Source organism: Aliivibrio fischeri ATCC 7744 = JCM 18803 = DSM 507 (assembly GCF_023983475.1).
GTDB lineage: Bacteria > Pseudomonadota > Gammaproteobacteria > Enterobacterales > Vibrionaceae > Aliivibrio > Aliivibrio fischeri.
Genome location: NZ_CP092712.1, coordinates 2,919,129 through 2,933,445 on the forward strand (window position 1 = coordinate 2,919,129; position 14,317 = coordinate 2,933,445).

At 41.1% G+C, this 14,317-nt stretch carries 13 protein-coding genes, 3 tRNA genes, 1 rRNA gene and 1 pseudogene; 7 read left to right on the forward strand and 11 right to left on the reverse strand.

Annotation, left to right across the window (positions count from 1 at the left end; genetic code table 11):
- Nucleotides 1–157: 157 nt before the first annotated feature.
- The 4 genes from AVFI_RS13410 to AVFI_RS13425 form a co-directional block, all read right to left on the reverse strand.
- Nucleotides 158–233: transfer RNA gene (locus AVFI_RS13410), tRNA-Val, on the reverse strand.
- Between the two features lie 31 nt (nt 234–264).
- Nucleotides 265–340: transfer RNA gene (locus AVFI_RS13415), tRNA-Lys, on the reverse strand.
- 2 nt (nt 341–342) lie between these two features.
- A tRNA-Glu gene (locus tag AVFI_RS13420) sits at nt 343–418 on the reverse strand.
- A 95-nt stretch (nt 419–513) separates the two neighbouring features.
- A 16S ribosomal RNA gene (locus tag AVFI_RS13425) occupies nt 514–2,066 on the reverse strand.
- Between the two features lie 489 nt (nt 2,067–2,555).
- Between AVFI_RS13425 and AVFI_RS13430 the strand changes: the two genes are divergently transcribed.
- Complete coding sequence (locus AVFI_RS13430; protein ID WP_026029196.1) at nt 2,556–3,098, forward strand: gamma carbonic anhydrase family protein; 543 nt, start codon at nt 2,556–2,558, stop codon at nt 3,096–3,098.
- On the opposite strand, the gene AVFI_RS13435 is transcribed toward AVFI_RS13430, so the two are convergent.
- The 3 genes from AVFI_RS13435 to AVFI_RS13445 all read right to left on the reverse strand — a co-directional run bounded on the left by AVFI_RS13435 (nt 3,091) and on the right by AVFI_RS13445 (nt 4,805).
- Nucleotides 3,091–3,354, reverse strand: coding sequence for a DUF1488 family protein (locus AVFI_RS13435; protein ID WP_017018070.1), 264 nt, complete (start codon nt 3,352–3,354; stop codon nt 3,091–3,093). The genes AVFI_RS13430 and AVFI_RS13435 overlap by 8 nt on opposite strands.
- Nucleotides 3,354–4,175: a shikimate dehydrogenase gene (gene aroE, locus AVFI_RS13440; RefSeq protein ID WP_065622375.1), complete on the reverse strand. Its 822-nt coding sequence runs from the start codon at nt 4,173–4,175 to the stop codon at nt 3,354–3,356. The genes AVFI_RS13435 and aroE overlap by 1 nt, the downstream gene beginning before the upstream one ends.
- A gap of 72 nt (nt 4,176–4,247) precedes the next feature.
- Nucleotides 4,248–4,805, reverse strand: coding sequence for a Sua5/YciO/YrdC/YwlC family protein (locus tag AVFI_RS13445; protein ID WP_012532755.1), 558 nt, complete (start codon nt 4,803–4,805; stop codon nt 4,248–4,250).
- A gap of 199 nt (nt 4,806–5,004) precedes the next feature.
- Here AVFI_RS13445 and purE point away from each other — a divergent pair, with 199 nt between their 5' ends.
- Both purE and AVFI_RS13455 read left to right on the forward strand, forming a co-directional pair.
- On the forward strand, nt 5,005–5,490 hold the full coding sequence (gene purE, locus AVFI_RS13450; protein WP_005421516.1) for a 5-(carboxyamino)imidazole ribonucleotide mutase: 486 nt from the start codon (nt 5,005–5,007) through the stop codon (nt 5,488–5,490).
- A gap of 2 nt (nt 5,491–5,492) precedes the next feature.
- Nucleotides 5,493–6,604, forward strand: a pseudogene (locus tag AVFI_RS13455) (5-(carboxyamino)imidazole ribonucleotide synthase).
- 37 nt (nt 6,605–6,641) lie between these two features.
- On the opposite strand, the gene AVFI_RS13460 reads toward AVFI_RS13455, so the two are convergent.
- Genes AVFI_RS13460 through AVFI_RS13475 form a run of 4 tightly spaced genes read right to left on the reverse strand, consistent with a single transcriptional unit; the run spans nt 6,642 to nt 9,886 of the window.
- Nucleotides 6,642–7,211 carry a DNA topoisomerase family protein gene (locus AVFI_RS13460; protein ID WP_005421518.1) on the reverse strand — a complete coding sequence of 190 codons (570 nt, stop codon included), beginning with the start codon at nt 7,209–7,211 and terminating at the stop codon, nt 6,642–6,644.
- A gap of 10 nt (nt 7,212–7,221) precedes the next feature.
- Nucleotides 7,222–7,695: a DUF494 family protein gene (locus AVFI_RS13465; RefSeq protein WP_188863544.1), complete on the reverse strand. Its 474-nt coding sequence runs from the start codon at nt 7,693–7,695 to the stop codon at nt 7,222–7,224.
- Between the two features lie 2 nt (nt 7,696–7,697).
- The gene (gene dprA / locus AVFI_RS13470; protein WP_188863545.1) at nt 7,698–8,801 is read right to left on the reverse strand and encodes a DNA-processing protein DprA; all 1,104 of its coding nucleotides are present in this window, start codon (nt 8,799–8,801) and stop codon (nt 7,698–7,700) included.
- 14 nt (nt 8,802–8,815) lie between these two features.
- Nucleotides 8,816–9,886 carry a LysM peptidoglycan-binding domain-containing protein gene (locus tag AVFI_RS13475; RefSeq protein ID WP_188863543.1) on the reverse strand — a complete coding sequence of 357 codons (1,071 nt, stop codon included), beginning with the start codon at nt 9,884–9,886 and terminating at the stop codon, nt 8,816–8,818.
- A 117-nt stretch (nt 9,887–10,003) separates the two neighbouring features.
- Between AVFI_RS13475 and def the strand changes: the two genes are divergently transcribed.
- The 4 genes from def to trkA all read left to right on the forward strand — a co-directional run bounded on the left by def (nt 10,004) and on the right by trkA (nt 14,317).
- The gene (def, locus tag AVFI_RS13480) at nt 10,004–10,513 is read left to right on the forward strand and encodes a peptide deformylase (protein WP_130049249.1); all 510 of its coding nucleotides are present in this window, start codon (nt 10,004–10,006) and stop codon (nt 10,511–10,513) included.
- A gap of 70 nt (nt 10,514–10,583) precedes the next feature.
- Complete coding sequence (gene fmt / locus AVFI_RS13485) at nt 10,584–11,531, forward strand: methionyl-tRNA formyltransferase (RefSeq protein ID WP_188863542.1); 948 nt, start codon at nt 10,584–10,586, stop codon at nt 11,529–11,531.
- A gap of 104 nt (nt 11,532–11,635) precedes the next feature.
- Nucleotides 11,636–12,916 (forward strand): 16S rRNA (cytosine(967)-C(5))-methyltransferase RsmB, encoded by a 1,281-nt coding sequence (rsmB, locus tag AVFI_RS13490; RefSeq protein ID WP_054775570.1) that lies wholly within the window; start codon nt 11,636–11,638, stop codon nt 12,914–12,916.
- Between the two features lie 24 nt (nt 12,917–12,940).
- Nucleotides 12,941–14,317 (forward strand): Trk system potassium transporter TrkA, encoded by a 1,377-nt coding sequence (gene trkA / locus AVFI_RS13495; protein ID WP_005421528.1) that lies wholly within the window; start codon nt 12,941–12,943, stop codon nt 14,315–14,317.

Below are 14,317 nucleotides of genomic sequence, written 5' to 3' on the forward strand. Positions count from 1 at the left end.
TTCGTTTTACATAGTAAAACAAAGGATATTAAGAACTTTTAAATTTTGATTTAGATAACTCGTAAGTTATTTAAATCAGTCAGCTTTCCAAATTGTTAAAGAGCAATGTTTCTTTCGAAACCATTTTTAAAGACTCTCAAGTGAGAATACTTAAAGATGGTGGGCGATACCGGGCTCGAACCAGTGACCCCCTCCTTGTAAGGGAGGTGCTCTCCCAACTGAGCTAATCGCCCACGAAAGTTTTAATTCCTTCGTGAGAAAGAATGGTGGGTCGTGCAGGATTCGAACCTGCGACCAATTGATTAAAAGTCAACTGCTCTACCAACTGAGCTAACGACCCAATGGTATCCCGTAGGGGAGTCGAACCCCTGTTACCGCCGTGAAAGGGCGGTGTCCTAGGCCTCTAGACGAACGGGACACTGGATATTTGAAGATGTTGGGCATCTTCATTGCTTCTTTACGTTTTTAACCTAATCAATCTGTGTGAACACTCATAAATCGTAATCTATCGTTTAAGGAGGTGATCCAGCCCCAGGTTCCCCTAGGGCTACCTTGTTACGACTTCACCCCAGTCATGAACCACAAAGTGGTGAGCGTCCTCCCGAAGGTTAAACTACCCACTTCTTTTGCAGCCCACTCCCATGGTGTGACGGGCGGTGTGTACAAGGCCCGGGAACGTATTCACCGTAGCATTCTGATCTACGATTACTAGCGATTCCGACTTCATGGAGTCGAGTTGCAGACTCCAATCCGGACTACGACGCACTTTTTGGGATTCGCTCACTATCGCTAGCTTGCAGCCCTCTGTATGCGCCATTGTAGCACGTGTGTAGCCCTACTCGTAAGGGCCATGATGACTTGACGTCGTCCCCACCTTCCTCCGGTTTATCACCGGCAGTCTCCCTGGAGTTCCCACCATTACGTGCTGGCAAACAAGGATAAGGGTTGCGCTCGTTGCGGGACTTAACCCAACATTTCACAACACGAGCTGACGACAGCCATGCAGCACCTGTCTCAGAGTTCCCGAAGGCACTAAGCTATCTCTAGCGAATTCTCTGGATGTCAAGAGTAGGTAAGGTTCTTCGCGTTGCATCGAATTAAACCACATGCTCCACCGCTTGTGCGGGCCCCCGTCAATTCATTTGAGTTTTAATCTTGCGACCGTACTCCCCAGGCGGTCTACTTAACGCGTTAGCTCCGAAAGCCACTCCTCAAGGGAACAACCTCCAAGTAGACATCGTTTACGGCGTGGACTACCAGGGTATCTAATCCTGTTTGCTCCCCACGCTTTCGCATCTGAGTGTCAGTGTCTGTCCAGGGGGCCGCCTTCGCCACTGGTATTCCTTCAGATCTCTACGCATTTCACCGCTACACCTGAAATTCTACCCCCCTCTACAGCACTCTAGTTCACCAGTTTCAAATGCGGTTCCGAGGTTGAGCCCCGGGCTTTCACATCTGACTTAATGAACCACCTGCATGCGCTTTACGCCCAGTAATTCCGATTAACGCTCGCACCCTCCGTATTACCGCGGCTGCTGGCACGGAGTTAGCCGGTGCTTCTTCTGTAGGTAACGTCAAATGCTGCAGCTATTAACTACAACACCTTCCTCCCTACTGAAAGTACTTTACAACCCGAAGGCCTTCTTCATACACGCGGCATGGCTGCATCAGGCTTTCGCCCATTGTGCAATATTCCCCACTGCTGCCTCCCGTAGGAGTCTGGACCGTGTCTCAGTTCCAGTGTGGCTGATCATCCTCTCAGACCAGCTAGAGATCGTCGCCTTGGTGAGCTCTTACCTCACCAACTAGCTAATCTCACCTGGGCTAATCTTAGCGCGAGAGGCCCGAAGGTCCCCCTCTTTGGTCCGAAGACATTATGCGGTATTAGCTATCGTTTCCAATAGTTATCCCCCACACTAAGGCATATTCCCAGGCATTACTCACCCGTCCGCCGCTCGACGCCCTTAACGTCCCCCGAAGGTTCAGTTAAGTCGTTTCCGCTCGACTTGCATGTGTTAGGCCTGCCGCCAGCGTTCAATCTGAGCCATGATCAAACTCTTCAATTAAAGTTTTTTGGTTTGTTTCAGCAGAAACAAAACCGACTCAATGATTAATACTGATTGTTACATAAAAGTAATTTTGTGTAGTCACTCAGTTCATTGATAATTTGTTGATTATCAATTCACAAGTGCCCACACAGATTAATAGGTTTCTAATTTTTAAAGAGCTTTTCTTCTACTTTCAAAGCGTTTCCGCTTTTCTGTGAAGAGGACGGTCATTTTATCGATTTAAGTTTCAGTGTCAAAGTGTCAAGCACTTATTTGAAACTAAATTTTTAATTGCCGTTCTGACCTTGGTTGCTAACCCCTTATGGGATGGGCTCTCCGTGTCAGTGAGGTCGCATTATAGAGAGTTAGATCACATTAGCAAGCCCTTTTTTCAAAAAAAATCGTTTTTTTGTTTTTATGGTTAAAGTCCATACAAATCGGTGCTAAATTATCTTTTATAACGCATATTATTAACACTAAATTATCATTTTTGAGGTTTATTCTATGATTTCTTCATTACGACGCTATAAATCAAACTTTCCTTCAATCAGCTCTAATACTTATATAGATGCCTCTTCTGTATTAATTGGAGAAATTACTATTGGTCAAGACTCTAGTGTTTGGCCTTTGGTTGTTGCTAGAGGTGATGTAAATAGTATTTCTATTGGCGATAGAACAAATATTCAAGATGGTTCAGTTTTGCATGTTACCCATAAAAACCCTGAGAACCCAAAAGGTGCACCTTTAGTTATTGGCAATGATGTCACTATTGGTCACAAAGTTATGTTGCATGGTTGCGTAATTGAAGACCGAGTTCTTGTTGGAATGGGAAGCATTATTCTAGACAACGCTTATATTGAGGCTGATGTAATGATTGGTGCAGGCTCTCTTGTTCCACCAAACAAGCGTCTTGAAAGTGGCTACCTTTATATAGGTAGCCCAGTAAAACAAGTTCGCCCTCTATCTATAGAGGAAATTGCATCACTTAAAAAATCTGCATTAAATTACGTTAATTTTAAGAATGACTATATAGAAGAAGAAATTAATTAATTTCAATCTCTCCTGAAGCATTGAATTCTTCATCTTCAATCAATGCTTCAGCTTTCTCTTCTATATCAAAGCGTAACTGGTTAAAAACCTCATTCGCTTTATCATGATGGCAAATAGATTCACCACTTTCTTCTTCAAGCCATGAGAATGAAACTGAACAGTTAATTAAGCTTCCCATTTGTTGTGCTGAAAAACGCACACGCTGCTTTTCTAGTTCTACGGTTAAATCGTCTGAAAAGAGAATCGACTGATTCATTACATACCTTCTAAGTTCTTTCGTAATTCACGCAAAATTTGTTTACTACCTGGGCGTAGCCCTCTCCATACAGTAAAGCTTTCTGCAGCCTGACCAACTAGCATTCCTAATCCATCATAAGCTTGGTAAGCATCATTTTCTAATGCCCATTGATTAAAGATGGTTTTACCAGAGCCATACATCATGTCATAGCTAATCGCACCACCTGAGAATATGACAGGATCAATCTGAGGAAGCTCCCCAGATAAGCTTGCTGATGTTGAATTGATAATGACATCAAACCCTTTATTAATGTCACTCATCTCTTTTGCTTCTATCCTTCCATAAGAAGAAAACAACCCTGCAAGTTGTTTTGCTTTTTCATAAGTTCGATTAACAAGCGTAATGGAAGCTGGGTTTTGCTTTAATAAAGGAAGAATGACACCACGAGCTGCGCCACCAGCACCAATTAATAAAATGTGTTTATCTTCTAAAGGTACTTGGTACTGCAATAAGTCTTGAACTAATCCTTCGCCATCGGTGTTATCACCTAAAATAATGCCATCATCCAATTTTTTAAGTGTGTTTACCGCTCCTGCGAGTTTTGCTCTTTCTGTTAATTGATCAGCAAACTGAAACGCTTCCTCTTTAAAAGGGACTGTTACATTGCAGCCTTTTCCTTGTTGAGAAAAAAACGCTGTTACTGACTCAACAAAACCGTTTATTGGTGCTTCAATTGCTGAATATTCTAAATCCTGCATTGTTTGACGAGCAAATAGGGTATGAATAAAAGGTGATTTGCTGTGTTTAATCGGATTACCAAAAACGGCATACTTGTCCATGTAAAAATATTTCCTGCAATGAAAGAACTAAAATGATGTGAGTAACCTTACCTTAAACCAATCATTGATGCATTACCCCTGACGCAGCGTATTACCTGTTTTCGCATCACGAATTTCAGTAGGTTGAGTCCGATTACCTACTTCACCTTGAAAAATGACTACCCCCGTATCCCCTAGTTGAGCTTCAACTTCAGCAACACTTCGACAAGGTTCCAATCCTGAAAGGTTAGCACTCGTTGAAGTAATAGGTTTACCGAATGCGTTACAAATAGCTTTTACTTGAGGATGAGCTGTTACTCTGACAGCAATACTATCAAATTGCCCAGTAACTAAAGGTAATGTGCTTGTTTTCACTGGAACAATCCAAGTCACAGGGCCAGGCCATGATGCTTTAATGGTATTTACTTGCTCTTCTGTTAATTGTTCTAAATCGATATAAGGTAATAATTGCTCTATAGATGCAGCAATCAAAATTAATCCTTTTTCTTTTGGTCTCTTTTTTACATCCAATAAATTCAGTAACGCTTGTTCGTTATCAGGATCACAACCAACACCAAAAACGCCTTCTGTTGGATAAGCGATAACATTCCCTTGCTTCAAGGCATCTACGACTTGATTTAGATTCTTCACATTAATACCACTCTCTTCTATATATAGTATCTATTCTATTGATCTACTCAAATCACACAACCGCTTTCCTTTTTTGAATTGTCATCATTCATTAATAAGTTTAGCTTTTCCTTACGCAAACGTTTTCCTTAATAAAAAATAACCGTATAATGCGGATAACTTTTCTATATTGCCAATATCTTTATTTAAGGAGTTCACAATGAAAGTCGGTATTATCATGGGTTCAAAATCAGACTGGCCAACAATGAAACTAGCCGCTGAGATGCTTGACCGCTTTAATGTGCCTTATGAGACAAAAGTGGTTTCTGCTCATAGAACACCTCAGTTACTTGCCGATTATGCAACTCAAGCAAAAGATCGTGGCATCAAAGTAATTATCGCAGGTGCGGGTGGTGCAGCACACCTTCCTGGAATGGCAGCAGCATTCACAAGTGTTCCTGTTTTAGGTGTTCCAGTACAATCTCGAGCACTTAAAGGTATGGATTCATTACTTTCAATTGTACAGATGCCAAAAGGTATTGCTGTTGGTACTCTTGCGATAGGTGAAGCGGGAGCGGCTAATGCGGGTATCCTTGCAGCTCAAATCATTGGAACATCAAACGAAGAAGTAATGGCTGCGGTTGAAGCTTTCCGTAAAGAACAAACTGAAATGGTGTTAGAGAACCCAGATCCATCAGAGGATTAATCATGAATGTTCTTATTTTAGGTTCAGGTCAATTAGCACGAATGATGTCTTTAGCTAGTGCTCCATTAAATATTGATGTGATCGCTTATGATGTTAATAGCCAACAAATTGTACATCCATTAACTCAACAGCCGATTGATTTATCATTAGAACAAGCCATTAAACAAGTCGATGTTATTACGGCTGAGTTTGAACATATTCCTCATCATATTCTAGATATTTGTAGTGTAAGTGGAAAATTTCAACCAACACCTGATGCAATAAAAGCAGGCGGTGATCGCCGCCTTGAAAAAAGTTATTAGATAACGCGCATGTTGCAAATGCCAAATACCATAATATCAATACTAAACAGGACTTTTTGAATGCCATCGATACCGTTGGGATCCCTATGGTATTGAAGAGTGCGTTAGGCGGTTATGATGGAAAAGGTCAATGGCGCTTAAAAGACGTATCACAAGTTGATTCTATTTGGGAAGAAATGGATGAGTTAATTAAAAGCTCTCCAAATCAAGCAATAGTTGCAGAACAATTTATTCCATTTAACCGTGAAGTTTCACTCATTGGAGCTCGTAATAAAAACGGTCAAATGGTGACTTACCCACTGACTGAAAATGTTCATGTCGATGGTGTTCTTGCTTTATCAACCGCTTTAGAAGGGACAAGTAATTTACAACAACAAGCCGATGAAATGTTTACCGCTATCGCTGATGAACTGAATTATATCGGAGTGCTTGCTATTGAGTTTTTCGATGTAGACGGAAAATTACTTGTAAATGAAATTGCTCCTCGTGTACATAATTCAGGGCACTGGACTCAACAAGGGACCGATATTTGCCAATTTGAAATGCACATTCGAGCGGTATGTAACTTACCATTAACGGGTAATCAATTACTTCGCTCAACTGCGATGATTAATATTTTAGGTGAAGATAGATTACCAGATGAAATATTAACAATGCCGAATTGCCATATTCATTGGTATGGAAAAGAGAAGCGAGCGGGTAGAAAAATGGGACATATTAACGTGTGTGCCGACTCCCCTGAAATGCTACAAAAAGAGCTTTCTAAACTTGCAAATATTTTAGATAAACAAGCCTTTAAAGCTCTTTCTTAAATCTCAAGGTATGAGTAACTTAATACTTGTGATTAAGTTACTCTGATTGGCTCTGAACTTCTGCACATTTTTTATCTGCACAGATTAAACGAGTTCCTGCCGCTGTTTCTTTTTTTAAAAGCAACTCAAAACCACATTTTTGACAACACCCTTGCTGTGGCTCTAAATTAACCGCAAAACGACAAGCAGGGTAAGCATCACATGCGTAAAATGATTTACCAAAACGAGATTGTTTCTCTTGTAGATGTCCTTTATGACAACTAGGGCAAACCGTTTCTGTCTGCGACGACTCTTTCTTTTGTTCTAAAGATTCAATATGAGTACATGATGGATATGCAGAACAACCGATAAACATTCCATATCGACCTTGTCTCAACACCAATTCACTTTCACATTGAGGGCATGGGATCCCTAACTCTTTCACTACATGACCATCATTACTTTTTAATGGACGAATATAGTCACATTCAGGGTAATTTTGACAGCCTAAAAATGGACCTCTTTTTCCATAACGGATACTTAGTTCACCGCTACATTGAGGGCATATTTCATGCTCTAACGCATGCTCATGCGCTTGAAATAATTCTTTATCAATCTTTCCAGACATTCTCTCAGCCTTAGTGAGTCAAGCCTACATCAGAGGTATACAATAACTCTTCCATCTGTGTATAAGCGCTTTCCTGTCCTGGAACATTAAACAATACCATTAGAACAACCCACTTTAGATCATCTAATGACAGTTCATCCGTTTCTAAAGCCATTACTTGCTCAATCACCATTTCACGAGTTTCGCTAGTAAGTACTTTAATTTGTTCTAAGAAAAGTAAAAAACCACGACATGCCGTATTTATCCCATCAATTTCTTGTTGAGTATAAATTCGCATTGACGTTGACGTTCCTGTTGCAACACGAGCGTGCTCGTCCGTATCTTGTAAACGAGCCAGATCTTCTAACCAATCTAACGCTTTATATACTGCTTCTTGGTGAAAGCCTGCTTTTAATAATTCTTCTTCAAGTTTTTCTTGTTCTACGTTTAGTTCAACATCACTATGGATATATGTTTCAAATAGATACATAAGAACATCCATCATGGCTAGCCCCTCCGCTTTTTAATGTAACCCCCTGGGACTGCAGCGATGAAACCTTGCAACTCTAATTCAAGTAATTGCATCATGATTTCATGTACAGGCATCTGACACCGCTCTGCGATTATATCAACAGGCGTCGCCTCACTGCCTACGGTAGCGAACACTTCAGGAAATGGCAATTGTTCTGTGATAACTTCTTGATCGAATAAGGACGGTTGGTGAGATATTGCACATTCAGTTAAAGCCCCAATTTCATCAAAAATATCTTCTGGTGATGAAACCAGTTTTGCTCCTGCTTTAATTAAGCTATTTGATCCTTGAGCTGTAGGGTTTTGAATCGACCCTGGAAGCGCAAAGACTTCTCGACCTTGTTCATTAGCATACCTTGCTGTAATCAGCGATCCTGAACGCTCAGCAGCTTCAACAACCAATACCCCCGTCGAGAGTCCACTAATGATCCTATTTCGCCTGGGGAAATTATCAGCTCTTGGTGGTGTGTCAGGTCTAAACTCAGAAACCAAGGCGCCATTTTCACTCACTCGCTGAGCCAAGGCTCGATGCTTAGCTGGGTATATCTTTTCTAGTCCAGAACCAAGAACTGCAATGGTTTTTCCTTTTGCTTCTATTGCACCATGATGTGCATACCCATCCACACCTAACGCAAGACCACTGGTTACAACATAATTATGTTGAACAATTGAGCGAGCAAATTCTTTAGAGCAATCTAATCCTTCAAGACTGGCATTTCTACTCCCAACTATCGCAACTTGTGGTTCAGACAAACACAACGCATCGCCCTTAACAAAAAGTACAGGAGGTGGAGCACTAATCTCAGACAACAACTTAGGGTATCTAGGGTCGGTTAATGGCAAGATAGTATGATCAGAACTCTTTGCTTGCCAAGTCAAGCAGGCCTCAACTTGCTTATTCCCCATCTGTTTTAAATAAGTAATTTGAGATGAAGATAAGCCTAAAGCTTGTAACTGCTCATTATTGTATTGCAGAATATTTTCAACTGAATCGACACTGAGTAAACGAGACATTACCTTCCCACCTACTCTAGGACAAAAGCATAAAGTTAACCAAGCCGATAGATGATCTTCAGAAATGGGCATAACTTTATTTATTCCTCATTAGGAGACACCGCTATAACGCCTTTGTGTATTGGCATTTCACTTTTTGTGATGAGTGCTAAGCTAAATTTTTCATAAGGTCTAATAACGATTAACTCACCAATTTCAGTCTGGGGCAATTGAATACCTTTTTTCTTGGTGTCTTTATCCGTCTCATAGTAATACTCGCCTTTATTACCATTAACAATATTTCCTTCCTCTCTCAAAGAAAACATACTTCCTTGTAATAAGCCGTCATTACTTCCTTTATCGATCACCGCGACTTGATTAACCGCTAAGTATTCTCCACCATCAATTGAACCTAATATGGATACATCAATATCTATTGGTGCAGGCTGGGGATAAAAAGTTGTTGTTAATTCTGTTTTTATTTCATCAGAAGAAATAGGTAAAACCACATCGTTAATTGCAATTTCTTGCTGCTGTTTAATGATTTTTAACCCGCTCATTCCTTCATTTCTTTCAGCTAACTCTGCAACACCTACAAGACGAAGAGCGTAAGATGAAGCTTTGTCATCCTGACGAGAAAACTCATTAACGACTCGGTATATGCCCCATTCTTTATGTGATAACTCGGCATCCACATACACTCTTTCACTCGCACTTAAAAATTTACGACCGTCACTGGTTCCTAGCACTCTGTATGACGTTTCATAATTTATGTCGTCGATTAAACGATCGGACTGTAAATAAGGCACAACTAAACTCGTCGGTAATGTAGGGACAGGCTCTTTCACTACCTTACGCACTTTAGGCGACAATTTCTTAAGCGGCTTAATACTTAATACTGGGCTTCCATTATGCCAAGTTAACGTTAATTCATCCCCTGGGTAAATTAAGTGAGGATTATTTATACCAGGGTTAATTTTCCATAGTTTTGGCCAAAACCAAGGACTATCTAAGAATAACGCCGAAATATCCCAGAGAGTATCCCCTTTCTTAACGGTGTATTGTTCCGGGTAATCTTGTTTTAAAACCAGTTTATCGTCACTTGATATTGATGGTGATGAAAATAAAATAGCGCTAATTAATGATGAAAAAATGAGTGTTTTTTTTAACATGGTCCGCTTTCCTTGTCAGACATACCAACCGATGCTGTCATTTGCTCAATAAAATGTCTAGAATTGGAGCTATTAGGTTTATGCCGTTTTCGGCGCAGTTCAACATTTAGAGTAATTATGGCTTTATTAGAAGTTTTAACGTTTCCGGACGATCGTCTACGCACCGTAGCAAAACCGGTAGAAGCAGTAACACCTGAAATCCAAAAGTTTGTCGATGACATGATTGAAACCATGTACGACGAAGAAGGTATTGGCCTTGCTGCTACGCAAGTTGATTTCCACCAACGTATTGTTGTGATCGATGTATCTGACACTCGTGACGAACCAATGGTATTAATCAACCCTGTTATCACACAAAAAAGTGGCGATGATGGCATAGAAGAAGGTTGCTTATCTGTTCCTGGCGCAAAAGGAATGGTTCCTCGTTCTGCTGAAGTATCAGTAACAGCTCTTGATCGCGATGGTAAAGAATTTAGCTTTGATGCTGATGATTTATTAGCTATCTGTGTTCAGCACGAACTGGATCACCTTGATGGCAAGTTATTCGTTGATTACTTATCGCCTCTAAAGCGTAAGCGTATTAAAGAAAAACTAGAGAAGATTAAAAAATTCAACGCTAAAAACTAACCATCGTAAGCCCAAATAAGCAGTAAGTAACTGCCTTATTTGGGTTGATATTAGAGACTCCGAGGTCAACTTGAATAAACCATTACGCATTATTTTTGCGGGCACGCCCGATTTCGCGGCTCGCCATTTGTCAGCACTTATCGACTCTCACCATGAAGTGATTGGCGTATATACTCAACCAGATCGCCCTGCGGGTCGTGGTAAAAAGCTAACGGCAAGCCCAGTAAAAGAACTGGCGCTTGAGCACAATATCCCAGTGTTCCAGCCTGAAAACTTTAAGAGTGACGAAGCAAAACAAGAACTGGCTGACCAAAATGCAGATTTAATGGTTGTGGTTGCTTATGGCTTATTGCTACCACAAGCGGTGTTAGATACACCAAGGCTGGGTTGCATTAACGTTCATGGTTCTATTCTTCCTCGCTGGCGTGGTGCTGCACCTATTCAACGCTCTATTTGGGCAGGTGACGCCGAGACTGGCGTAACCATCATGCAAATGGATATTGGTTTAGATACTGGCGATATGCTGAAGATTGCAACTTTGCCTATCGAAGCAACCGATACAAGCGCCTCAATGTACGACAAATTAGCTGAACTAGGTCCAATCGCTTTAGTTGATTGTTTATCTGATATTGCTGATGGCTCTGCTATTGCACAAAAACAAGATGATGAACTGGCTAATTACGCGAAAAAACTAAGCAAAGAAGAAGCAAAGATTGATTGGACAATGGATGCAATTGCTATTGAACGCTGTGTTCGTGCTTTTAACCCATGGCCAATGAGTCACTTCTCTGTTGAAGATAAAGCCATTAAAGTATGGCAATCTCGTGTTGAAAGCTATACCGGAGATGCAACACCAGGCACCATTATCCAAGCGGATAAAACGGGCATTTATGTTGCGACAGGTTCAGATGCAATTGTCTTCGAACAATTGCAAGTACCTGGAAAAAAAGCAATGGGCGTTCAAGATATTTTGAATTCTCGCAAAGAATGGTTTGAAGTGGGTAATACCCTTAACTAATTCTTCAAAAATATAAAAAGGTGGCATAATTGCCACCTTCGTTTTTAAATGGCAAATATCGTATTTGCCTTTTTATTTTTGCCAACCATATTTTAGGTGATGACATGAACGTTCGTGCTGCGGCAGCCAAAGTTATTTATCAAGTTGTCGATCAGGGTCATTCTCTCTCTTCAGCGCTTCCAAAAGCTCAATCTGAGATCAAACCTCGTGACCAAGCTTTACTGCAAGAGATCTGCTATGGCGTACTGCGCTTTCTTCCTCGTTTAGAGTCTGTTGCTCAATCATTAATGGATAAGCCATTAAAGGGAAAACAACGAGTATTCCATCATCTAATTCTTGTGGGTATTTACCAACTGAGTTTCATGCGTATTCCTGCACACGCAGCAGTAGCGGAAACTGTTGAAGGTACAAAGAATTTAAAAGGTCCAAAACTACGTGGACTGATCAACGCGGTATTACGTAATTATCAACGTAGCCAAGAAGAATTGGATGCAAAATCAGTAAGCCATGACTCAGGTAAATATGGTCATCCGGGCTGGTTATTGAAAATGCTACAACAAGCCTACCCAGAACAATGGGAAACTATTGTTGAAGCCAATAATAGTAAAGCACCAATGTGGCTACGTGTTAATAGCCAACACCACACTCGTGATGAATATATAGCTCTACTTGAAAAAGAAGAAATCAGCGTTACGCCACACAGCCAAGCAACAGATGCTCTGTTATTAGATAAAGCGCGTGATGTATATACTCTTCCTGGCTTTGAACAAGGTTGGGTATCGGTACAAGATGCAGCAGCTCAATTATCAGCAGAGTACCTACAACCTCAAAATGGCGAATTAATTCTTGATTGCTGTGCGGCTCCTGGTGGTAAAACAGCGCACATTTTAGAACGCACACAAGATACAAATGTGGTTGCTATTGATTGTGATGAAACACGTTTAAAACGAGTTTATGAAAACTTAGAGCGTTTAAACCTTAAAGCACAAGTTATTTGTGGTGATGCACGCCACCCAGAAGAATGGTGGAAAGGCGAACAGTTTGACCGCATTTTATTGGACGCACCTTGTTCTGCAACAGGGGTTATTCGTCGTCACCCAGACATCAAGTGGTTACGTCGCTCTGAAGACATTAAAGCATTGGCTGAACTGCAAAGTGAAATCTTTGATGCCATGTGGTTACAGTTAAAATCTGGCGGCACCATGGTTTATGCGACTTGTTCAATTACGCCTTTAGAAAACTGCGATCAAGTAAAAACGTTTTTAGCACGTACAAGTGATGCAACATTAATTGATAATACAGATCCTGAAAAACCAGGACGTCAAATTCTTCCAGGTGAAGAGAATATGGACGGCTTCTATTACGCTGTTCTACAAAAAGCCTAATCGGAATACGAGCGAGCAAACGGTATGAAAATCATCATCTTAGGTGCAGGTCAAGTAGGCGGCACATTAGCTGAGAACTTGGTGGGCGAAAACAACGATATTACGGTTGTAGATAAGAGTTCTGAACGACTGCGTGAGTTGCAAGATAAATACGATTTACGTGTAGTTCAAGGGTTTGCTAGTCACCCAGATACATTAAGAGAAGCCGGTGCACAAGATGCCGATATGTTAGTTGCCGTCACTAATTCCGACGAAACGAACATGATCGCCTGTCAAATTGCATTTACTGTATTTAATACACCAAACCGTATTGCTCGTATTCGTTCTCCTGAATATTTAAGAGAAAAAGAGCGCCTTTTCCAATCTGATGCGATTCCTGTTGATCATTTGATCGCACCAGAAGAACTAGTAACAGGATACATCGAACGCTTAATCGAATACCCAGGCGCGCTTCAGGTAGCCAGCTTTGCTGAGAAGAAAGTAAGTCTTGTTGCTGTTAAAGCCTATTATGGTGGCCCTCTAGTTGGTAATGCATTATCCGCACTTCGTGATCACATGCCTCATATTGATACTCGTGTTGCGGCTATTTTCCGTCAAGGCCGACCAATTCGTCCTCAGGGAACGACCGTTATCGAAGCTGACGATGAAGTATTCTTCGTTGCAGCAAGTAACCATATCCGTGCAGTAATGAGTGAGTTACAACGTTTAGAGCGCCCATACAAACGAATTATGATTGTTGGTGGCGGTAATATCGGCGCAGGTCTTGCGAGACGCTTAGAACAAAACTACAGCGTTAAACTGATTGAACGTAATATGAAACGAGCAGAAGAGTTATCTGAACTGCTTGAAGAAAGCATTGTATTTTGTGGTGATGCTGCAGACCAAGAGCTACTCAGTGAAGAACACATAGATCAAGTTGATGTGTTCATCGCTGTCACTAATGAAGATGAAGCCAATATCATGTCAGCCATGCTAGCAAAACGCATGGGTGCTAAAAAAGTCATGGTATTGATTCAACGTGGCGCTTATGTGGATTTAGTACAGGGTGGCGTTATTGATGTGGCTATCTCACCACAACAAGCGACAATTTCAGCGCTATTAACGCATGTTCGTCGTGCTGATATCGTTAACGTATCATCTCTTCGTCGTGGTGCAGCCGAAGCGATTGAAGCCATTGCACATGGTGATGAAACCACATCAAAAGTCGTTGGTAGAGAAGTTCAAAACATAAAACTACCACCGGGCACAACCATTGGTGCAATTGTTCGAGGTGAAGAAGTATTAATCGCCCACGATAAGACCGTGATAGAGCAGGATGATCACGTTGTTATGTTCCTAGTGGATAAGAAATACGTTCAGGATGTAGAACGCTTATTCCAACCGAGTCCGTTCTTCTTATAA